18 protein-coding genes and 3 pseudogenes are annotated in these 20,606 nt (G+C 38.5%); 14 read left to right on the top strand and 7 right to left on the bottom strand.

Annotation, left to right across the window (positions count from 1 at the left end; all coding sequences use genetic code 11):
* Positions 1–34: 34 nt before the first annotated feature.
* The 12 genes and pseudogenes from KGMB01110_RS03220 to KGMB01110_RS03165 all read left to right on the top strand — a co-directional run bounded on the left by KGMB01110_RS03220 (position 35) and on the right by KGMB01110_RS03165 (position 14,594).
* Positions 35–832, top strand: a complete 798-nt coding sequence (locus KGMB01110_RS03220; protein ID WP_119297552.1) for a 5-deoxy-glucuronate isomerase — start codon at positions 35–37, stop codon at positions 830–832.
* Positions 833–875: 43 nt separating this feature from the next.
* Positions 876–1,634 (top strand): SDR family oxidoreductase, encoded by a 759-nt coding sequence (locus KGMB01110_RS03215; protein ID WP_243112651.1) that lies wholly within the window; start codon positions 876–878, stop codon positions 1,632–1,634.
* A gap of 33 nt (positions 1,635–1,667) precedes the next feature.
* Entirely contained in the window at positions 1,668–2,621 is a 954-nt protein-coding gene (locus KGMB01110_RS03210) for a C-terminal binding protein (RefSeq protein ID WP_119297551.1), read from the top strand.
* A gap of 11 nt (positions 2,622–2,632) precedes the next feature.
* Positions 2,633–3,610, top strand: a complete 978-nt coding sequence (locus tag KGMB01110_RS03205) for a bifunctional 4-hydroxy-2-oxoglutarate aldolase/2-dehydro-3-deoxy-phosphogluconate aldolase (protein ID WP_119297550.1) — start codon at positions 2,633–2,635, stop codon at positions 3,608–3,610.
* A 23-nt stretch (positions 3,611–3,633) separates the two neighbouring features.
* A complete protein-coding gene (locus tag KGMB01110_RS03200) occupies positions 3,634–4,575 on the top strand; it encodes a sugar kinase (RefSeq protein WP_119297549.1) in 942 nt (313 codons plus the stop codon).
* Between the two features lie 171 nt (positions 4,576–4,746).
* Positions 4,747–5,273, top strand: a pseudogene (locus tag KGMB01110_RS03195) (transposase).
* 225 nt (positions 5,274–5,498) lie between these two features.
* On the top strand, positions 5,499–6,689 hold the full coding sequence (locus KGMB01110_RS03190; RefSeq protein ID WP_119297548.1) for an iron-containing alcohol dehydrogenase: 1,191 nt from the start codon (positions 5,499–5,501) through the stop codon (positions 6,687–6,689).
* Positions 6,690–7,459: 770 nt separating this feature from the next.
* A complete protein-coding gene (locus tag KGMB01110_RS03185; RefSeq protein WP_117604100.1) occupies positions 7,460–8,713 on the top strand; it encodes an RNA-binding domain-containing protein in 1,254 nt (417 codons plus the stop codon).
* A gap of 354 nt (positions 8,714–9,067) precedes the next feature.
* Positions 9,068–11,941, top strand: coding sequence for a response regulator (locus tag KGMB01110_RS03180; RefSeq protein ID WP_119297547.1), 2,874 nt, complete (start codon positions 9,068–9,070; stop codon positions 11,939–11,941).
* A 20-nt stretch (positions 11,942–11,961) separates the two neighbouring features.
* The gene (locus KGMB01110_RS03175; RefSeq protein WP_136626677.1) at positions 11,962–12,300 is read left to right on the top strand and encodes a hypothetical protein; all 339 of its coding nucleotides are present in this window, start codon (positions 11,962–11,964) and stop codon (positions 12,298–12,300) included.
* 156 nt (positions 12,301–12,456) lie between these two features.
* On the top strand, positions 12,457–13,947 hold the full coding sequence (locus KGMB01110_RS03170; protein ID WP_243112650.1) for a DUF4209 domain-containing protein: 1,491 nt from the start codon (positions 12,457–12,459) through the stop codon (positions 13,945–13,947).
* Between the two features lie 182 nt (positions 13,948–14,129).
* A complete protein-coding gene (locus tag KGMB01110_RS03165; RefSeq protein WP_119297545.1) occupies positions 14,130–14,594 on the top strand; it encodes a low molecular weight protein-tyrosine-phosphatase in 465 nt (154 codons plus the stop codon).
* A 40-nt stretch (positions 14,595–14,634) separates the two neighbouring features.
* Here KGMB01110_RS03165 and KGMB01110_RS03160 read toward each other — a convergent pair whose 3' ends face one another.
* Positions 14,635–14,964, bottom strand: a complete 330-nt coding sequence (locus KGMB01110_RS03160) for an MGMT family protein (RefSeq protein WP_330508006.1) — start codon at positions 14,962–14,964, stop codon at positions 14,635–14,637.
* A 240-nt stretch (positions 14,965–15,204) separates the two neighbouring features.
* Between KGMB01110_RS03160 and garR the strand changes: the two are divergent.
* Positions 15,205–16,143 (top strand): annotated as a pseudogene (gene garR / locus KGMB01110_RS03155) (2-hydroxy-3-oxopropionate reductase); the annotation flags it as partial.
* A gap of 108 nt (positions 16,144–16,251) precedes the next feature.
* On the opposite strand, the gene KGMB01110_RS15150 reads toward garR, so the two are convergent.
* The 5 genes and pseudogenes from KGMB01110_RS15150 to KGMB01110_RS03135 form a co-directional block, all read right to left on the bottom strand.
* Positions 16,252–17,409, bottom strand: coding sequence for a tyrosine-type recombinase/integrase (locus KGMB01110_RS15150; protein ID WP_174714245.1), 1,158 nt, complete (start codon positions 17,407–17,409; stop codon positions 16,252–16,254).
* A gap of 198 nt (positions 17,410–17,607) precedes the next feature.
* Positions 17,608–18,414 (bottom strand): hypothetical protein, encoded by an 807-nt coding sequence (locus KGMB01110_RS15015; RefSeq protein WP_170141664.1) that lies wholly within the window; start codon positions 18,412–18,414, stop codon positions 17,608–17,610.
* 69 nt (positions 18,415–18,483) lie between these two features.
* A pseudogene (locus tag KGMB01110_RS15785) lies at positions 18,484–18,642 on the bottom strand (DUF4236 domain-containing protein); the annotation flags it as partial.
* A 62-nt stretch (positions 18,643–18,704) separates the two neighbouring features.
* Entirely contained in the window at positions 18,705–19,172 is a 468-nt protein-coding gene (locus KGMB01110_RS03140; protein WP_243112648.1) for an ImmA/IrrE family metallo-endopeptidase, read from the bottom strand.
* Positions 19,173–19,228: 56 nt separating this feature from the next.
* On the bottom strand, positions 19,229–19,537 hold the full coding sequence (locus KGMB01110_RS03135; RefSeq protein WP_119297542.1) for a helix-turn-helix domain-containing protein: 309 nt from the start codon (positions 19,535–19,537) through the stop codon (positions 19,229–19,231).
* Positions 19,538–19,700: 163 nt separating this feature from the next.
* On the opposite strand from KGMB01110_RS03135, the gene KGMB01110_RS03130 reads away from it, so the two are divergent.
* Entirely contained in the window at positions 19,701–19,895 is a 195-nt protein-coding gene (locus KGMB01110_RS03130) for a hypothetical protein (RefSeq protein WP_119297541.1), read from the top strand.
* A 135-nt stretch (positions 19,896–20,030) separates the two neighbouring features.
* On the opposite strand, the gene KGMB01110_RS03125 is transcribed toward KGMB01110_RS03130, so the two are convergent.
* On the bottom strand, positions 20,031–20,528 hold the full coding sequence (locus KGMB01110_RS03125) for a hypothetical protein (protein WP_119297540.1): 498 nt from the start codon (positions 20,526–20,528) through the stop codon (positions 20,031–20,033).
* Positions 20,529–20,606: the final 78 nt, after the last annotated feature.

The following is a 20,606-nucleotide window of genomic DNA, read 5'->3' as shown; positions in this document are numbered from 1 at the left end:
AACAGACTTTAGAACTACGGAAGGATGGATAAATATGCAGAATTTAAAAAACAAAGAAAGAATGGAAAAATGGAGCGTTCAGTCATCTGACGCAGAAGGATTTCATAAAGTAATCACCCCTGACACTTGCGAGTGTCAGGAGGCACAGATGTTCCGTCTGAATTTGCAAAAAGGAAATTCTTATACATTAGAATCAGGTGAGTTGGAGATGCATCCGGTTCTTTTAGCCGGCAAGGCGAAGCTTAGTGGGCATAAAGAATTAAATCAGGAGATGGAAAAATATGACTCCTGCTACATTCCTGGAAATGATGCGTTGACAATTACTGCAGAAGAAGATTGTATTTTCTATATTGCGGCAGCAAAATATGAAGGAATCGGAGAGCCACATTTCAGAAAATTTGATCCATCCCTTCCAATAGGAGATGTTCATCAGATACATGGAACAGGTGCCGGTCAGAGAGAAGTAATGTTTACACTTGCGCCTCAGGATTCCGCATCCAGACTGATCTGTGGACTTACGTGGTCCGGAGAGGGTGCATGGACAAGCTGGCCGCCGCATCAGCATGAAAAAGATCTGGAAGAAGTATATTGCTACTTTGATATGCCACTTCCAAGATTTGGATTCCACGTAAGCTATTTAAAGAGTGGAGAAGTGGAAGACATTGTAACACATACGGTTCATTCCGGAACAATGGTACAGGCTCCATGTGGTTATCATCCGACTGTGGCAAGTCCGGGTGGAAGAAATGCATATCTTTGGGTGCTCGCAGCATTCAAACATGAAAGCAGAAGATATGATCTGGCAATCAATGATCCGGTTTTTGATAAATAGTTAAATGAAAAATAGAAATAGCAGAGGTGGTAAATCAATTGGTATGTTTGATCTGACAGGAAAAAAAGCAATCGTAACAGGTGGATCCAGAGGTCTTGGACATGGAATGGCAGAAGGATTGATGGAGGCCGGATGCGAAGTTGTTATTATAGGAACAAGAGATAGTATTAAAGACAGAGCAAAAGAATTTTGCGAGAAGGGATTTACCTGCACAGGCGTGCAGGCAGATCTCGGAGATGAAAAAGCATTAAAAGCAGCATTCGATGAATCATTAGCAGCACTCGGTGGACATCTGGATATTCTCGTTACCGCACATGGCATGCAGAGCAGACATCCGGCAGAGGAATTTCCGATGGAAGACTGGAGAAGAGTAATCGACGTAAACCTGACAGCAGTATTTGAACTTTGTCAGCTTGCTGAAAAACAGTTTATGGCACAGAAAAGTAAAGGAAAAATTATTACGGTATCTTCTATGCTTACATTTTTCGGCGGATATACCGTGCCTGCTTATGCAGCATCTAAAGGTGGTGTAGCACAGATTACAAAGGCATTCTGTAACGAATGGGCAGAAAAAGGAATCAACGTCAACTCTCTGGCACCTGGCTATATGGCGACAGAGATGAACACAGCACTCCTTGATCCAAGTAATCCGAGAAAAGAAGCCATTACAAATCGTATCCCTGCTAAGAAATGGGGAACGCCGGAAGATATGAAAGGACCTTGCGTATTTTTGGCATCGGAAGCATCGGATTACCTTAACGGAGCAATTATTCCGGTAGATGGCGGATATCTTGTACGCTAGTGAAAAGAGAAGAAATATTTGGAGGAATTAATAATGAAAGTAATTATTACAGACTGTGATCATGACAGTATTGATATTGAGAAAAAAGTATTTAAAGATGCAGGAATGGAAGTCGAACTGAAACAGGCAATTACAGAAGATGAAGTAATCGCACAGTGTCAGGATGCAGAAATTTTTATTGTGCAGTATGCAAAGATTACAAAAAAAGTTATGGAAAACTGTCCGAAATTAAAATATGTTGTCCGCTATGGAGTTGGTGTCGATACCATTGATGTACCGGAAGCTACAAAACGTGGTATTCAGGTTGGAAATGTTCCGGACTATGGAATGAATGAGGTGGCAGATCATGCAATCGCATTGGCAATGTCTATGGTAAGAGAAGTTGTGAAGATGAATCAGTTTACAAAGAATGAAAAATGGGATTACATAAAATCTATTCCAATCCACAGATTCAGTGAGCTGACAGTCGGTGTTGTAGGACTTGGAAGAATCGGACGTAATTTTGCAAAGAAAATGCATGCGCTTGGATTCAATGTAATCGGAACGGATCCTTATTTCAAGGCAACTCCGGAGACAGATGAATATGTGACAGCTGTATCTGTCGAAGATGTAATTAAAAAATCGGATATTATTTCTTTGCATTGCCCGGCAGATGGAAACAAAGACTTATTTAACAAAGAAACATTCAAAAAGATGAAAAATTCTGCAGTCCTTATCAATGTAGCTCGTGGAGGCATCATCAATGAAGATGATTTGGATCAGGCATTGACGGACGGAGAAATCAAGGGAGCGGCACTTGACTGTATGCTAGGCGAACCAGTCAGCAAAGATTCAAAATTGTTCAAACATGAAAATGTGATTGTAACACCTCATATGGCATGGTATTCCGAAGAGGCTGCAAGTGAATTAAAGAGAAAGGTTGCAGAAGAATCTGTAAGATTTGCAAAAGGCGAAGCAATTCACTATCCAATCAATAAACTGGCATAGGAGGAAGTAAAATGGCTGAAGAATTATTTAAACAGATCGAAAGTATGGGAATTCTTCCTGTGATTAAATTGAATGATGCAAAAGATGCTGTGCCTCTGGCAAAAGCATTGTGCGAAGGTGGTCTTCCTTGTGCAGAAGTTACATTTCGTACAGATGCAGCAAAAGATTCCATTGCTGCGATGACAGAAGCATTTCCGGATATGCTCGTAGGAGCAGGTACAGTTCTTAACGCAGAGCAGGTAGATGAAGCAGTTGCAGCCGGTGCAAAATTTATTGTAAGCCCAGGTCTGAATCCGGATACAGTGAAATATTGTGTGGACAAAGAAATCCCGATTCTTCCGGGATGTGCAAATCCAAGTGATATTGAACAGGCCATTAAATACGGACTGAAAGTAGGGAAATTTTTCCCGGCAGAAGCAGCTGGTGGATTAAAAGCCATCAAAGCAATGTCTGCTCCTTATAGCCAGATGCGTTTTATGCCAACGGGAGGAATCAATCCTTCTAATGTGAGCGATTATCTTGCAGAAGATTTTATTTTGGCGTGTGGCGGAACATGGATGGTGCCATCTGCAGAAATCGAGGCAGGAAACTTTGATAAGATTAAAGAACTGACAGAAGAGGCTGTAAGAAGTATGCTTGGATTCCGTCTGGCTCATGTAGGCATCAACTGTTTTAATGAGGTGGAAGCACATAAAGTTGCAGATGCATTTGACGGAATGTTTGGATTTGCTCCAAATGAAAATCCAAGCTCTATTTTCTCAGCAGGATATGTGGAAACGATGAAGAGTCCGTTCCTTGGAAAGAAAGGACACATTGCAATCGCAACATATTCTGTAGAGCGTGCAAAAGCATATCTGGAGAGAAAAGGTGTGGGATTCAATGAAGATAGTATTGTATATCGTCCGAATGGAAAGATACAGGCAGTTTATATGGCAGAAGAAGTAGGTGGATTTGCGATTCATCTCGTAAGAAAGCCAAAAGAAGTATAGAGTCTGTCGGAAAGGAAAGAAAAATGGGAAAAACGATTTTATTTGGTGAGCCAATGGCGCTTCTGATTGCCGATACAACAGGACCTCTGGAAGACGTAGAACATTTTACGAGAGCTATGTCCGGTGCAGAAGTAAATGTTTCCATTGGATTATCCAGATTAGGACATAAGGTTGAGTATCTTACAAGGCTTGGAGATGATCCATTTGGACACTACATTGAAAAATCATTAAAGAAAAATAATATTGGAACTGCGCTTGTAACTTTTGATGATGTATACAGAACGGGAATTCAGTTGAAAAACCGTGTAACAGACGGAAGTGATCCGTATGCACCATATTATAGAAAAGGTTCTGCTGCATCACATATTACAACAAAGGAAATTGATGCGATTGATTTGACAGATGTGGAACTTGTCCATGTGACGGGCATTCCGCCTGCACTTTCTAAGAGCGCGAGAGAAGCGACATTTCGTCTCATGGACCGTACGAAAGTAGCTGGAATTCCTCTTACGTTTGACCCGAATTTAAGACCGGCATTATGGGAAGATGAAGAGACTATGTGTACCGTGATCAATCAGCTTGCAGCGAAGGCGGATTATGTACTTCCGGGAATCGGAGAATGCAAGATCCTTGCAGGAACGGACGATAAGGAGAAAGCGGCAGACTTCTATATGGAACAGGGAGCGAAAGGAGTTATCATTAAAGATGGATCAAAAGGCGCTTATGTACAGACTGCAAATGAGCAGTTTGATGTAGCAGGCTACAAAGTCGAAAAAGTAGTTGATACAGTAGGAGCCGGAGATGGATTTGCTGTTGGTGTGTTAAGTGGAATCTTAGAGGGATTAGACCTTCAGACGAGCGTCAAGAGAGGAAATGCAATCGGAGCGATCCAAGTTATGAATATTGGTGATAACGAAGGACTTCCGACACCAGAAAAACTGAAAGCTTTTCAAGAAAAAGCATAATTTATCCTGGATTATTCACGGCGTAGCCGTGAAAGTGGCTGAAAGCCACATAGTTACTGTATTTTAATTGAATATTGCTTTTCACTTATCTAGTGAATAAAAAAAGAGCATCCATTTGTGGTAAAATTAAGGTGTTCAAAGCCATTAATAATACAAACAAAGGAGCCCTTCATGAGTATTGTAAACACCTTATCACTAGAAAGCAATAGACAGATTAAAATAAATTTTGATGGAGGAGATTTATCCTCCGATGCAGGCCTGCTTCTTATCAAAGAATTCGTAAGTAAACTTGACATTGATAAACTTTTCAGTCGCTCATTTAAGACTAATGATTCTGCATCATTTAGATATCACACTGACAAGGAGAATCTCCTTCAGATAATCTATATGATTATTGCAGGTTATTTTGAAGATGATGTTTCAGATGAACTTACAAATGACCCAGTATTTAAAGCAGTACTAAATAAAGATGCTTTAGCATCACAACCTACGGTATCAAGATTAGACGATTGGCATTATCAGCAAACATGCGAAAACAACGCATAGATACCGTCCGTTTAAAACTGCTGAAGATTGCTGCAAAAATAATTCGTTCAGCAAGATATATCACATTCAAGCTGTGCAGTAGCTGCCCTTATAAGAATGAATTCTATGAGACACTTTCAAATATCGGTAAGCTGAATGTACAGCTGGAATAGCAACTATTAACGAACCTTGATAGCTTAACAATTGCACTCTGAACTCTGCCACAGGGATTTTATACCCTTTTGACGGGTTAATTGAGTGATGTTATGGCTGCGTGGATCAATTTTTAGATTCATGGCACAGTTATCGCTTCAGATACTGTTCCGTGAATAATTTAGGTTTCTTTATAATCTTAATTAGTTCATACAAAATTCAGTGAAGTAAAGGAGATGTTATTTATGATTAATTTTCAATTTCATAATCCTACAAAAGTTATTTTTGGAAAGAATGTCGAAAGTGAAGCTGGAAAGGAAATTAAACAGTATGGTGCCCATAAGGTGTTAGTGCATTTTGGTGGTGATTATTTACAAAAAACCGGAGTGTTAGATCGTGTACACAGAGGATTAACAGATGCGGGCTTAGAATATATCGACTTAGACGGAGTAGTCCCAAATCCTAGGTTATCTCTTATAAAAAAAGGAATTGAACTTTGTAAACTTGAAAATGTTGATTTTATTCTTGCAATAGGCGGTGGAAGTGCTATTGATTCTGCAAAAGGAATTGCTTATGGATTAGCCAATGATTTTGAATTGGAAGAATTGCTCATGGGCAATGTAACAACTGATAAGATTGCACCTATAGGTTGTATTTCTACAATTGCTGCCACAGGATCAGAAACAAGTAATTCCATGGTGGTTACAATCGAGGAATACAAAGGTCAAAAAAATTTAAAGCGCTCATATAATCATGATTGTGCTAGACCGTTATTTGCTTGTATGAATCCTGAACTTACATACACTCTTCCAGTATATCAAATAGCAAGTGGTGCATCTGACATTATGATGCATACAATGGAAAGATATTTCACAAATACAACAGATGTAGACTTAATTGACAGAATGTCAGAAGGTCTATTAGTTGCTGTTAGAGATGCTACATTAAAAGCAGTAAAAACTCCTGATGATTATGAAGCTCGTGCTACTTTAATGTGGGCAGGAAGTTTATCTCATAACGGGCTGACAGGAACTGGACGACAATCCGATTTTGCTTCTCATAAAATTGAACATGAGTTGGGTGGAATGTTTGATGTTGCTCACGGAGCTGGTCTTTGTGCTGTCTGGGGTAGTTGGGCACGCTATGTTTATAAGATTAATCCTGCACGCTTTGCACAATTTGCAGTACGCGTATTTAATGTTCCTGAAAACTTCTACAATTTAGAAGAAACTGCTCTGAAAGGAATAGAAGCATGGGAAGATTGGTGTAGAAAAATTGGTATGCCTACAAGTATGAGTGAATTGGGTATTGAACCTACAGATGCCCAAATTGAAGAAATGGCAATCAAATGTGTCGCAACAGGTAATGGTTCTGTTGGTTTCTTTAAAAAATTAAATAAAGATGATGTAATAAATATTTTTAACATGTCAAAATAACTTATCCTGGATTATTCACGGCGTAGCCGTGAAAGTGGCTGAAAGCCACATAGTTACTGTATTTTAATTGAATATTGCTTTTCACTTATCTAGTGAATAAAAAAAGAGCATGAATTCTATGAGACACTTTCAAATATCGGTAAGCTGAATGTACAGCTGGAATAGCAACTATTAACGAACCTTGATAGCTTAACAATTGCACTCTGAACTCTGCCACAGGGATTTTATACCCTTTTGACGGGTTAATTGAGTGATGTTATGGCTGCGTGGATCAATTTTTAGATTCATGGCACAGTTATCGCTTCAGATACTGTTCCGTGAATAATTTAGGTTAAAGAATAGTAAAAAACTAAAACATTTTGAGGTGCCAAAAAAGGATGCACTTAAAGTAATACATTGATGATAAAAAAATTAGTAGTAACCCTTCCCCATTTACTACCAATTTTACTACTAACAGGTAGTAATAACTTGCTTAATTCTGCTCTGATTTGCCACAATCTGTAATTTCAGAGCATGTCACAATAACCCCGGAAACCCTTGCCAAATAGGGCATTCCGGGGCAAAACAAGGAGAAACAAATAATTTACACCTTATTTATACCTTTGGAAGACCGAATCGGAATAATTAAAAAAGTTGTCATAATTCAGTTGGTCAAAAAATAATACTACACTCAAAATCAATTAAAAAATCAATCGTAAAAAAATACGATTGATTTTTTGCGCATTTTTGCATATAATATAATCATTATGGTTGGAAAGGGAACGATTACTATGCGTGAAACAAGAATATTAGAATTCAAGGAAACGATTACGAATACTTTTTTGAAAACAGTTAGTGCCTTTTCGAATTACAATGGTGGAACAATTCTTTTTGGGGTTGATGATAATGGAAATGTGAAAGGATTGCTAGATGTAAAACAGGCCTGTCTGGATATCGAAAATAAAATCAATGACAGTATATCACCTCAACCAAACTATACACTTGAAATACAGAATAATGACCAGACGATAAAACTTACTGTAAAAAGTGGTCTTCAAAAACCGTATTTATATAAATCAAAAGCATACAAACGAAATGATACAGCAACGATAGAGGTAGATACATTGGAATTTTCAAGGCTTGTATTAGATGGAAAAAATATTAGCTTCGAAGAATTACCTTGTAAAGATCAGGAGCTATCTTTTAAAATTTTACAGTGTAAACTGAAAGAAAATATTTACATTGAAACTTTCAATCAAGATACTTTAAAGACATTGAACCTGTATGACAATATAAATGGTTATAATAATGCAGCGGGACTTTTGGCAGATAAAAATCATTTTTCAGGAATTGATATTGTTAAGTTCGGTGAGAATATCAGTATTATTCAAAAAAGAGTAACGTTTGAACATATATCGGTTTTAGAAATATATGAAAAAGCACTTGCTGTATTTAGAGATTATTACCAATATGAAGTAATACAGGGGGCTGACAGAAAGATGGTAGAGAAAATACCGGAAGCAGCTTTCAGAGAAGCAATTGCAAATGCTTTGATTCATAGGGTATGGGATATTAATTCACACATCAGAGTTTCTATGTTTGATGATAAAATAGAAGTAGTGTCTCCTGGTGGATTGCCGGCTGGAATAACGGCAGAAGAATATTTATCAGGTAAACTATCTATTTTAAGAAATAGAAATCTTGCAAATGTATTTTACAGACTGGGATTAGTAGAGATATTTGGAACAGGAATTACACGAATCAAACAACTGTATGCAGAGAGTTTGATAAAACCAGAATTTGAAGTGTCAGAAAATGCTATAAAAATTGTACTACCGATATTTGAAACGAATGTCAATTTAACCGAAGACGAAAAAGTGATTTACAAATTTTTAAGTAAGACGATGCTGAAACCAATAAGTGAAATTGCACCATATGTCCCATTTGGCAAATCAAAAACAACACAATTACTGAAAGCTATGGAGAAAAATGGTGTGATTGCAGTTGAAGGAAAAGGCAGAGGAACAAAATATATCATTAAGTGATTGAGAACATAGAGGGTTCAAATTACACAAAGCCAATTGTGATTGAGGAAGTTATAAAAACGATTTTAAGGTATGTTCATAATGATTAGCAGAGGTTCCTGAATTAGTGGAATACAATTGACAGGAGGGCTAAAAGATGACAATGCAGGAGTGCTATAAAGCTATCGGAGGAAACTATGAGGCTGTTTTAGTAAATTGACACAAGTTGGCTGTAGAGTATAATTATAGTAAAAGTACAGCAGAAGCTGTCGCAAAGATATTTATAAAAATGTTGTGGGAGTATTGAACATTAATGAATGTAAAATTAAAATCTGCAAGCAAGCAAGCGACTGTAGCCTGGAGGGTGGGAGAAAGATGAAGAAGTGCAAATTAGTACAGAATATAAGAAATTTCAAATTTTGTTACTTTATATTTTGTACAATTATATGTTTTATTGTTTTATCCGTTCCTACATCTGCCAAAGAAAACTCTGACAATGTTATCCGGGTAGGATCTTTTGAGGAAACTTATAATGTAGTCAATGAAAAGGGAGAAAGAAGCGGCTATGGGTATGAGTATCTTCAAGATATTGCAGGTTATGCAGGATGGACATATAAATACATAACAAGTGATTGGAAAAACTGCTTTACACAGTTGGAAAATGGAGAGATTGATATTCTTGGTGGCATTTCCTATACAGACGAACGTGCTGAAAATATGCTTTTTTCCGATATGCCTATGGGGGAAGAGAAATATTACATCTATACGGATGCATCCAATATGGATCTTACAGCAGGAAATTTGGATTCTTTTGAGGGAAAAAATATTGGTGTGTCTAAAGATAATATACTGGAGGATGTGCTTAATGAATGGGAATCAAAATATGGTCTGCATACGAAGCATATCAATGTTTCTACAACCACAGAAATTATGGACAAACTGTCGAACCATGAAATTGACTGCTTCGTTTCGGAAGAAGACCTCCGTTGGGAAGAATCGGAGATTTCGCCGATTACAAGTATTGGAGAGACAGAAATCTATTTCGCTATAAATCCAGAACGCCCGGATATCAAAGAAGCACTGGATAGTGCTATGCGCAGAATCAAGGATGACAACCCATTTTACACAGATGATCTCTACAGGCGTTATCTTTCTGCACAGAGCAGCTCGTTTCTTTCAAAAGAAGAAAGTGAGTGGATCGGGCAGCATGGTGCAATCCGGATAGGGTATCTGAATCAGGATGGAGGTATCAGCAGTGTAGATCCATCAACAGGTAAACTGACAGGTGTTATTACAGATTATGTGGATCTTGCAGAAAATTGTCTGCAAGGTCAGACTCTGGAATTTGAATTAAAGGGGTATGATACAAGAAGTGAACTGCTTCAGGCATTGCAGGATGGAAAAATAGACCTGATTTTTCATGCAAACCAGAATCCATACTTTGCAGAAACAAATGGGTTTGCTTTGTCGGATACGCTGCTGACTATCAATATGGCAGCAATTACGGCAAAGGATTCTTTTGATGAAAATAAAGAGAATACAGTTGCCGTTGAAAAAGATGATTTTGCATTGAAAGCATATCTTTCATACAATTATCCGCAATGGAAGGTTGTGGAATATGAAACATCAGATGCAGCAGTAAAAGCAATGCAGAAAGGGGAGACGGATTGTATTGTAAGCAATTCAGGTACTGTTTCAGACTATTTGAAAAATAATAAGCTTCATAGTGTTTTCCTGACAAAAGAAGCTGATGTTCCATTTGCTGTTCAGCAGGGAGAACCGGTTCTTTTGTCCATTCTGAATAAAACACTGACATCTATGCCTACAACTCAATTTTCGGGTGCAGTAGTTTCGTATAATGCTTCCTCACGAAAAGTTACAGCGAGGGATTTTATTCAGGATAATTTACTGACAGTTTCACTTATCGTTGGAATTACTTTTTTCGTTGTTCTGTGTATTATTCTTCGTTCTTGGAAGAAGTCAAAACGTGCGGAGGAAAGATTCAAGAAATCTGCTGAGCAGGCATTAAAACTGAATCAGGAACTTGAAGAAAAACAGCAGGAATTACAAAATGCACTTGTAGAAGCACAGAGTGCCAATAAGGCTAAGACGTCCTTTTTAAATAACATGTCTCATGATATCAGAACACCGATCAATGGTATTATTGGCATGCTTACGATTCTTGAGAAAAGCGGAAATGATGCTGAGCGGGCAAAGGATTGCATGAATAAAATACATGAGTCATCGAAGCTGCTACTATCATTGATAAATGATGTTTTAGATATGGCAAAGTTAGAATCAGATACAGTGGTTTTTGGTGATGAATCCATCAATCTGGATCAGGTATGTCAGGAAATCACGGAGTCACTATCTTTTCAGGCAGAAGAAAAAGGACTTCATGTTATAGGAGAACATGATGATTACAGTGGTATATATGTTTGGAGCAATGCAGTTCATCTGAAAAAAATATTGATGAATCTGTTTACAAACAGTATGAAGTACAATAAGGTGAATGGTTTTATTTACATGAGTATGAGAACGATTGAAAGATCAGAAGATCACATGACATGTGAATTTAAAATAAAAGATAATGGAATTGGAATGTCAGAAGAATTTATAAAAAATGAATTGTTTACTCCATTTGTACAGGCAGATAATTCCCCACGTTCTGATTATAATGGGACAGGTCTGGGAATGCCTATTGTGAAACAACTTGTAGAAAAGATGGGCGGAACCATAACCGTTGAAAGCAAGCTTGGTGAAGGAAGCTGTTTTACTGTAATACTTCCATTTAAAATTGATACGAATGCACGACCGGAAGAAAAAGAAGATTTTGATGCAGATATATCAGATATCCGGGTATTGCTGGTTGAAGATAATGAGCTGAATATGGAAATAGCAGAATTTATGCTGACGGAAAATGGAGCTAAAGTAGAAACAGTGAATAATGGGTTAGAAGCTGTTCAGCATTTTGAAGCTTCCGAACCGGGAACATACGATGTTATTTTAATGGATGTTATGATGCCGGTGATGGATGGTCTTACTGCTGCAAGAACAATAAGAGACCTGGAACGGCAAGATGCAAAAACAATCCCTATCATTGCTATGACTGCAAATGCATTCAGGGAAGATGCCGAAAGGTGTATGGAAGCAGGAATGAACGCACATTTGTCAAAGCCGTTGGATGATAAAAAAATTAAGCAGACCATAAGCGAAGAGTTGAGAAAGCAAAATGCCTGTCATAAATGATTATGAGGCAACCGCAGTCTGTGACTGTTTTGGTTTTTATAACTGTGCTGATCGTTCTGCTTCTTATCCTGACTGTAATGGTACATATGAGGAACAGAAAACTGAAAAGTACGTTGGAAGAACAGATGGCGGAAAGACGGCTTTTGGATAAGATATATGCAGATTTTACGGCTGTCTATTATGTTGAATTAAATACCGGTTCCTTTGAAATTCTCCATATAAACGATGGAACCAACGTAAAAAAAATGAATCTGAAACAGGGTGATAATTTCAATTCTTCTGCTGACCAATATGCGGTTCAATATCTGTATGATAAAGAAAGACAGGAATTTAAGGACTGGATTTCGACAGGCATCTAAAGGAACAGCTTTCCCGGAAGGAGCGCATTACATACCATTAGAACTGCTGATATAAACACTCCTAAGGAGTGTACTGCAAGTATTGAACATACAGAGTATTTATGGAGAAAGCATTTTGGATATGACTTAAGTCCTTCAAAAAGATTTGATCTTATTTTGAGTGATGTTAAAGGGTGGTCTGATTGTAATTGGGATACTGTTAACTACATGTACTACATAAATCATCCAGAGTATAAAATAGTATCTGGTGAACATAAAGATAGTTATGAGTTACTTGCCTATTTTTATGACGACGAGAGAATGTTATATTCCGATCTAAAATTTGAGTACCTTACGACTATAATAGATGAATCTGAATTATGGTTTATGGATATGGGACGTTGCATTATCCCTAAACCCGAAACACGGTATATTATTGGTAAAGGTTTATTTTACTATTTTTTGAAAGATAGTATGAATGGAAAGTTGAATTCAGTAATTAATTGTAGAAATTATTGTTGTAATAGAAGTGGGATCGAAATTCCAGCAATGTTTTTTAAATTAAAAAAGAAAGAAGAAGCAACGAAAAATAATTTGCTTTTAGCAAAGTATTATTTGGATTTTGCAGAGGGAATCTTTCAAAATGATATACAGGGAGCTCTTAGGTGTGTTAATTATTATCAAAAAGGGATTAAACTGTATAGAGATAATGGGGAACCACAAAAAGCGGAAATTGCACATAAAAGATTGGTAGAAATACAAAAAGAGATACCTCAAATAATGGTTCCGTTTTCTATTGAACTTGATATAAAAGGTGTTGTCGACAATATTAAAATTAACATGGAAGGGTTAACTTTTGAGGAAGGTTTAATTAGATTGACACAAATGTTTGTCTTTGAAAAACAAGAAGATATAAAGAATCGTGTTATTGGAGAATTCAAAGATCATCCATTAGCTCATATGCTTGGAAAAAGTTTGATAAATGCACAAGGACAGACCGTGTTGGCTTTGCCACCTCTGGATATACAAAATCCAGAGAAAGATCCATATCTTTTGGAGTTACATATGTATCAGAATGCATTAGAAAAACAAAAAATTTCTGGTGACATTTGGATGAAGAATGCTTTGGCTATTTTAAGGGATACATATGTTGTTGATAATTCAATGCTAGACTTTTTGGTTAAAGATAATCCAATTATTCCAGAAGGAAGAGAACACATTTTTCAAAGTGCGTTACGCATGTTTTTGAACGGAGAATTTTATGAGGCAATGCATATTCTTGCACCGCAAGTAGAAAATCTTTTTAGAAATATTGCAAAAGAGGTTGGTGGCTTAACTGTAACATTAAAAGATGATGGATCATCAATGGAGAAAGTATTGAGTTCTATTTTGTCCTTACCGGAATTATTAGATTGCTATGAGAACGATATTTTGTTTACATTTAGAGGTTTATTAAATGAACAGGCGGGTGCAAATATAAGAAATGAGATTGCACATGGCATCATAAGTGAATATGCTTGCTCTACAGGTGTATGCTTATATTTTGGAGTGGCAGTTATAAAATTACTTTCGCTTACATCTGTTTCATGCTATCAGATATTAAAGAATAGTAAAAAACTAAAACATTTTGAGGTGCCAAAAAAGGATGCACTTAAAGTAATACATTGATGATAAAAAAATTAGTAGTAACCCTTCCCCATTTACTACCAATTTTACTACTAACAGGTAGTAATAACTTGCTTAATTCTGCTCTGATTTGCCACAATCTGTAATTTCAGAGCATGTCACAATAACCCCGAAAACCCTTGCAAAATAGGGCATTCCGGGGCAAAATAAGGAGAAATAAAACAATGATTAAAGTACTATTTATATGCCATGGAAACATCTGCCGTTCTACCATGGCAGAATACGTTATGAAATACTATGTGAAAGAAGCTGGTCTGGAAGCGCAGTTCTACATCGATTCTGCGGCCACTAGTCGGGAAGAGATCGGCAACCCGGTGCATTACGGTACCCGGAAGAAATTAAGAGAAGTGGGGATTCCTTGTGGAGATCACAGAGCCAGGCAGATGCAGCGAAAAGAATATGAGGAATATGACTATCTGATTGGAATGGATGGTGCCAATATCCGCAACATGAACCGGATTCTGGGTGGAGATCCGGAACATAAAGTGTATAAATTGTTGGATTTTACACAGAGAAGAGGACAGGATATCGCGGATCCCTGGTATACCGGCAATTTTGAAGACACCTATCGGGATGTGACGGAAGGATGTCGTGGATTCCTGACTTATCTGGAGGAGACAAGTCTTTAAAATCAGATCAATCCTGTTATAAGCAGTTGGTTGGGGGTGTTTAGTCTTCATCCGGATTCCACTGGCAGTGTTTCATATCCACACAGCCGTTAGGGCGGAAGGTGACGCCTTCCTGTTCTAAAAGAAAACGCTGTTCGCTCCAGCCTGGGGCGGTACGACCGGTGTGGTTGACGACTCGGTGACAGGGATAGTCGCCGTAATATTCAGCCATGGACAGGACGCGACCGACCAGTCTGGAGTTTTTTTCACGCCCGATCAGCCGGGCAATCTGTCCGTAGGAGGCTACGCGGCCTTCTGGAATTTCTTCTACTACGGACAATATTTCATAGATCAGATCTTCATTCAGTTTTTTTGACAGTTCTTTTGGCATGAGATTTCCCTCTGATATAATTTATTTTTGCATTAAATTTTATAGAAATGAGGAGTAAGAACAGATATCTCAAAGTGATATTTTGGATGATTAAATGTTGTCTGTGTTATAACCGTTCTTTAAGAACAGAATAACACAGTGAAATAACACAAACCAGATTTTTTTGCTAAAATGAAAGTAAAAAGTGAACCATGTAATCAGAAAAGATGGAAATGTAACCGATGATCGAAAAAGTGGGAAAGTCAGAAGGGAGTAAACGGTATGAGTGGCAGCAAGAAGAAAATTGGATTTATCGGACTTGGGATTATGGGAAAACCCATGTGCAGAAATGTGAAAAAGGCGGGCTATGAAGTGGTGGTATTTAACCGCAGTAAGGAAAGCGTGCGGGAACTGGCGGCAGAGGGAGCGATTGCGGCAGCAAGTGTTGCGGAAGTGGCAAGTCAGTGTGAAGTGATTATCACGATGCTTCCTAATTCACCGGAGGTAAGAGAAGTGTGTCTGGAAAATGGAATTGCAGACCATGCAAAGGCTGGTACGATGGTGATCGACATGAGTTCCATTGATCCGGTGCAGACAAAGGAGATAGGCGCGGAACTGGCAAAGTATGGAGTTGAGATGATGGATGCACCGGTCAGCGGAGGGGAGCCGGGTGCAATTGCCGGAACGTTGTCGGTGATGGTTGGCGGAACAAAAGAAAATTTTGACCGGTATTACAATCTTTTGATGACGATGGCATCTTCTGTAGTTTATGTGGGGGAACTTGGATCGGGAAATGTGGCAAAACTGGCCAATCAGGTGATTGTTGCGATTAATATTGCGGCGGTATCCGAGGCGATGACGCTGGCAGTGAAAAACGGAGCGGATCCGAAGCTGGTTTATGAAGCGATTCGAGGCGGACTGGCTGGTTCCAATGTATTGGATGCCAAGATCGGGAAAATGCTGGAGCATGAATTTCAGCCCGGTTTTCGAACGGAACTACACATCAAAGACCTGACCAATGCACTGAATGCAGCCCATGTGACCAGTACCGCATTGCCATTGACTTCTCAGGTCATGGAAATCATGCAGTCTTTGAAAGCAGAAGGCAAAGAAAAAGAGGATCACAGTGCGATCCTCCGATATTATGAAAAAATTTCTAACACATCTTTAAATTCTAGCTGTTTTACGGAACGCCCATAAAATTGAAGAAAACCCGTGAAATGCCTGTAAAATGGCGGTTTCACGGGTGTCTTGTTATATTGAATTAATGCGAAAAGAATCAGATTAATACAGTCCGTTAGTGACACGTTAGCGACACAACTTTATCTTCTCAATTTCCATTCTTAGATCTTCCAGTGTACGGTGTAGATATACCTTATTTGTTACGTCTCCGAAAGAATGTCCAAGCATCAACTTTTTGCATTTCCAGTCTATTTTATAATCATCACACAGTTTGCTGAATGTATGTCTGCAGTCGTGCGGTGTGTGTTGTTCTAATCCGAGTTCTGAAAGTACAGAGGTCATTTGTTCACGAAATGTCTGAGTGGTGCATGGCAGCAGGGAACCTTCACGAGTAATTCTTTTTTTAACAAGGGGCATAATCCCGGAGTAGATCGGAACAATACGGTTCTTTCCTGCGTCGGTCTTTAATCCGCCGAGGAAATACTTTTCTTTTATATTCACTTCCAGTCCTATGTATTCTGAGATGCGGAATCCGGAATAACACATGATCAACAGCATTTCAATTGTCGGATGCTCCATGTGATTCCATAGTATCCTCAAATCATCATCGGAGAATGGGATTCCGTGTTCATCATCATCAGGAATTCTAATTTGCACATAATCAGAATACTTCTTGTCACAAAGATCATTAGCATCAGCATATTTATACATCTGGGTATACAGGTTTTTGACAAGTTCCAGTGAAGAGTGCTTCAGGCCTTTTACTGTGCTGCAGCTATCCAGGACTGCCTGAAGATCATCGGTGGTCAGAGAACGGAAGCTTTTAGAGTGTAACTCTTCACAGTTTTTGTATGCTACACGATAGCTGCTTTCGGACGAGGAACGCTTTTCTCTCTTTGTTGTGTATTCTTTTTTGAATTTCCATTGGTAGAAATCCTTGAATACATCTTCGAATGTCTTCTGATCAGCAATCTCACGTTGCGTCTGAGTATACTTGCCGAGGATCGTGGCGATCATGTTATCCAGTTCGGCATTGCCGGATTCAGTCAATTCTTTCTCTCTTCCAGGATAATATTCTCCATGCTTGTACCAGGTAAGGACCGTAAAGCCTTTGTACCAGTCGTCTACGTAGCAGAGTGCTTTCTGTGCCACCGGATTGCCGTTCTCGTCAAATTCTTCTGTAGGAGGGTAAACTCCATAAGGATTCGTTCGATTCTTCCCAGACAGGCGCTTAATTGAGCCGTAGCCGTTGGGGAGTTTAGGATACTTCTTTCTTCGTGCCATTGTATCAGTCCTTCCTGTGTGCGACGTTGCAAAAAATGGGTATAAAAATAACAGCCAGCGAGGAACGGGTGTTCCGCTTGCGATAGCTGCCCGAAGATGATACAATATTATTCGAACGTACTAGTGTATCCTTCGGGGCATTAGTCTTTGAGCCGTCCTTGTGCCAACAAGGGCGGTTCTTTTTTTGCTTTAGTGGTTTTATTGTGGTGGATTACATACACCACATGGTCCGTAAACTCCTTTCACTTCTGAAAGATGCTTTTCAATTTGTGATTGTTTTAAAAATCTACAGCCGGCTCGATGATATTTCCCACCAGTATTGGTTATATAAACGGTGGGATCATTATTTTGTTGAGCCTGAGTGGCAGCTTGCGCTTGTTGCTGAGCTTCAGCTTGTGCCTGTGCTTGAGCGGCAGCCTGAGCCTCTGCCTCTGCTTGGGCCTGAGCGGCTGCAGCCTCTTGAGCAGCTTTTTCCTCAGCTTCTTTTTTTGCCTTTTCTTCTGCCTCTTTTTGGGCTTTTTCCTCAGCGTCTTTCTTGGCAATAGCAGCTTTGTCTTCGACATTTATTGTCAATTTATTACTCTTGATTCCATCGTGTTCAGCCCAGATAGTATAAGATCCGGCTTGTGATGTGGTAAAAATAATGTTTTTATCTGAGACTTTTAATTTTCCATCCGAACATTGAAAGTCATCTTTAGATAATGAATAGTCATCCGGCGTGGTAGATGCGGTTATTTTCACCTTTTGATTAATATCATATGTGGTGTCGGTATCGGCCGTTAGGGTGATTTTGTCAAGAGTTTCTTCACCAGACACTCCCATTACCGCGATGATAAGAATTAATGCGGTAACAACTCCTTTTACAGGTTTCTTCCAATTAGTATATTTCCACATAAGAAATAACCCTACTGGGAAAAACAGGATCAATAATGCAATGATCCATCCAGTTTTTTGATACCATTTTTTGTTATTCCCGTTATAATCAGGAAAATTGTTTTGAGACATGTTTGGTCCTCCTTGGTTCGTAGATTTTTTTGATGAGGTATTCCCTCCAGTCGACTGGGTATAGGATATACCAGTTCCTGGTATTCCTACAGAGGCAGTCTTCTTTCCCTTGGAATTGACCGTGTAATGTGCTCCGCGTTTGCCAAATGTTACACTGCTGCTGTTCTTATTTAGATTTAATTTGACTCCGGGAGCGATTTTGAAGCTCTTTCTAAAACGTAGCCTCATATTTTCTCACTCCTTTGTATATTATTAACAGAAAACCGTTGTAAGCCATTTGGTCGTATGGCTTATTCTATCTTACCAATCGTCAGATTGGGGATAAACATAATGTAATAATTATCTACGGTAGCTCCTATACCGTACTTTTGCCTATAGCATTCGATACAGTCTGTCAGAAATTCATCGGTGACTTCCAAGTATTCAGCCACTTCGTATTTGTTCTGACATCCATGATTGTATGCGTTGATCAGACCTCTGAGTCCGATCTGTTTGTTGTAAGCCCATAATCTTGCCTGCCGTTCTTGCTTACGATTGCTAGCTGATTCCACATCTAAGATATTTCCAACAGTCGTATAATGATGCCCCATTTCCTCTGCCAGTACACAGGTCTTTTCCGTTGATGTTTCTACAGAAGTGTTAATTGCGATATTACCATCCATGTAGAAGCCTTTTAAGTTTTCTTCGCCCAGATAATAATTGTGAATTTTTACATTATCGTCATGGGCTTCTTGTTCAAGCTGTTCGAATTTATTCAATGTAATCCCTCCCAGCATTTACAATAACATATTTGCTGTGTCATAAAACGGATAGGTTAGTCCTCTTCCTGCTTTATGAATTTTGCGAAGGATTCGATTCGATTCCATTGCTCTTTGGTGAAATCTTTTCCGTTAAGGTGAGCAGCAATAGCGACGGGCTCGTCATCTATTCCGAGCAACATATCAGCTGACACGTTTAAAACAGAAGCGATTTTTTTGATTGTGTCTACATTAGGTTCCCTTTTACCACTTTCGTATAAAGAATATGTTGATTTTGCAACGCCGATGTTTTCGGAAAGATCTTTTTGGGAAAGACCGGATTTAAGCCTAGCTTCTTTTAAATTTTCATTGAAGTTTTCACCCATGTTTTGCTACCTCCTGTTACTTTTGATTATAGTTGCGTATTGAAAAAGTGTCAATGAAAAAGTTTGCAAAATGAAAAGAAAACTGTTGACAAGTTTGCGATAAGCAATTATAGTATAATTAAAGTTTGCGAAATGCAAACGAAATAAGGAAGGAGTGATATATGTGTTCAGAAATTTAGATGCTGAACAGGCAAGATGTTCTTACACGAATCAGCAGATGGCGGATTTAATAGGGATTTCAAGAGTGTCTTACGAAAATAAGAAAAGGACAGGAAAGTTTACCGCAATCGAAGCAAAGAAGATGTGCAAGATATTTAAGGTGAAATTTGATTATCTGTTTGCAACAGAACCAGATTAGAGGGAGGTGAGAAGAGTGAATTACAAAGCATTGATTACTATTGGAATGTGGATACTTGGAGCAGTATGTGTATGGGTTATGAAAAAAATAGAACCCGATAACAAGATATATCCTGTATGGGCTCTATTCATAGCATTAGCTTTTACCGGGTTCGCGCTGTATGACTGGCTTGGTTGATGCAAGTTCTTCATTAAGAGAGGTGGTTATGGATGTGAGCGTTTTAGTGTATTCGTCACGTTCGTTTCGCGTATAACCATTACCGAAAATACTATCTGCATATTCAAGAAAGCCAGATAGTAAATCATAATTTGATTTATTGCAATACAGCATGGCGATATGGGTGGTTGATTGAAGTTCTTGATATGCTTGGGCGGTTTGTTTAGAAAATGAAAATTGTCCAGCAGCATTTGCAAAATCAGCAAAAGATTTTTTCTTATCAGCATAATAGATATCAAACTGCTTGACTGTAGTTGTCTGTTGCAAATCAAGCCAACGCATATATTCATCATGTTCAAGTTCCATTTTACGGATTCGAGCATGATGGCGATTGTTTATGATAGCTACAGCTATAGGCGATAAGAAAGAACTTACTGCAATTATCGCAGTAATAGTCCAAGTGATATTTATTTCCATACAAAAACTTCCTTTCATGATTACTCGGCATGGCGGTGCCTGTATTTAAAGTATAGGAGGAATCAGAAAAAGATGCAA

The organism is Mediterraneibacter butyricigenes (assembly GCF_003574295.1).
In the GTDB taxonomy this organism is placed as follows: Bacteria; Bacillota; Clostridia; order Lachnospirales; family Lachnospiraceae; genus Mediterraneibacter_A; species Mediterraneibacter_A butyricigenes.
Note: the sequence above shows the minus strand (reverse complement) of the source record. Positions and strands in the feature narration are given on the sequence as shown.

Excerpts from the sequence above, each read along its gene's own strand:
- KGMB01110_RS03220 (WP_119297552.1), top strand. The coding sequence starts at position 35 with ATGCAGAATTTAAAAAACAAAGAAAGAATGGAAAAATGGAGCGTTCAG.
- KGMB01110_RS03215 (WP_243112651.1), top strand. The coding sequence starts at position 876 with ATGTTTGATCTGACAGGAAAAAAAGCAATCGTAACAGGTGGATCCAGA.
- KGMB01110_RS03210 (WP_119297551.1), top strand. The coding sequence starts at position 1,668 with ATGAAAGTAATTATTACAGACTGTGATCATGACAGTATTGATATTGAG.
- KGMB01110_RS03205 (WP_119297550.1), top strand. The coding sequence starts at position 2,633 with ATGGCTGAAGAATTATTTAAACAGATCGAAAGTATGGGAATTCTTCCT.
- KGMB01110_RS03200 (WP_119297549.1), top strand. The coding sequence starts at position 3,634 with ATGGGAAAAACGATTTTATTTGGTGAGCCAATGGCGCTTCTGATTGCC.
- KGMB01110_RS03190 (WP_119297548.1), top strand. The coding sequence starts at position 5,499 with ATGATTAATTTTCAATTTCATAATCCTACAAAAGTTATTTTTGGAAAG.
- KGMB01110_RS03185 (WP_117604100.1), top strand. The coding sequence starts at position 7,460 with ATGCGTGAAACAAGAATATTAGAATTCAAGGAAACGATTACGAATACT.
- KGMB01110_RS03180 (WP_119297547.1), top strand. The coding sequence starts at position 9,068 with ATGAAGAAGTGCAAATTAGTACAGAATATAAGAAATTTCAAATTTTGT.
- KGMB01110_RS03165 (WP_119297545.1), top strand. The coding sequence starts at position 14,130 with ATGATTAAAGTACTATTTATATGCCATGGAAACATCTGCCGTTCTACC.
- KGMB01110_RS03160 (WP_330508006.1), bottom strand. The coding sequence starts at position 14,964 with ATGCCAAAAGAACTGTCAAAAAAACTGAATGAAGATCTGATCTATGAA.
- KGMB01110_RS15150 (WP_174714245.1), bottom strand. The coding sequence starts at position 17,409 with ATGGCACGAAGAAAGAAGTATCCTAAACTCCCCAACGGCTACGGCTCA.
- KGMB01110_RS15015 (WP_170141664.1), bottom strand. The coding sequence starts at position 18,414 with ATGTCTCAAAACAATTTTCCTGATTATAACGGGAATAACAAAAAATGG.
- KGMB01110_RS03135 (WP_119297542.1), bottom strand. The coding sequence starts at position 19,537 with ATGGGTGAAAACTTCAATGAAAATTTAAAAGAAGCTAGGCTTAAATCC.
- KGMB01110_RS03125 (WP_119297540.1), bottom strand. The coding sequence starts at position 20,528 with ATGGAAATAAATATCACTTGGACTATTACTGCGATAATTGCAGTAAGT.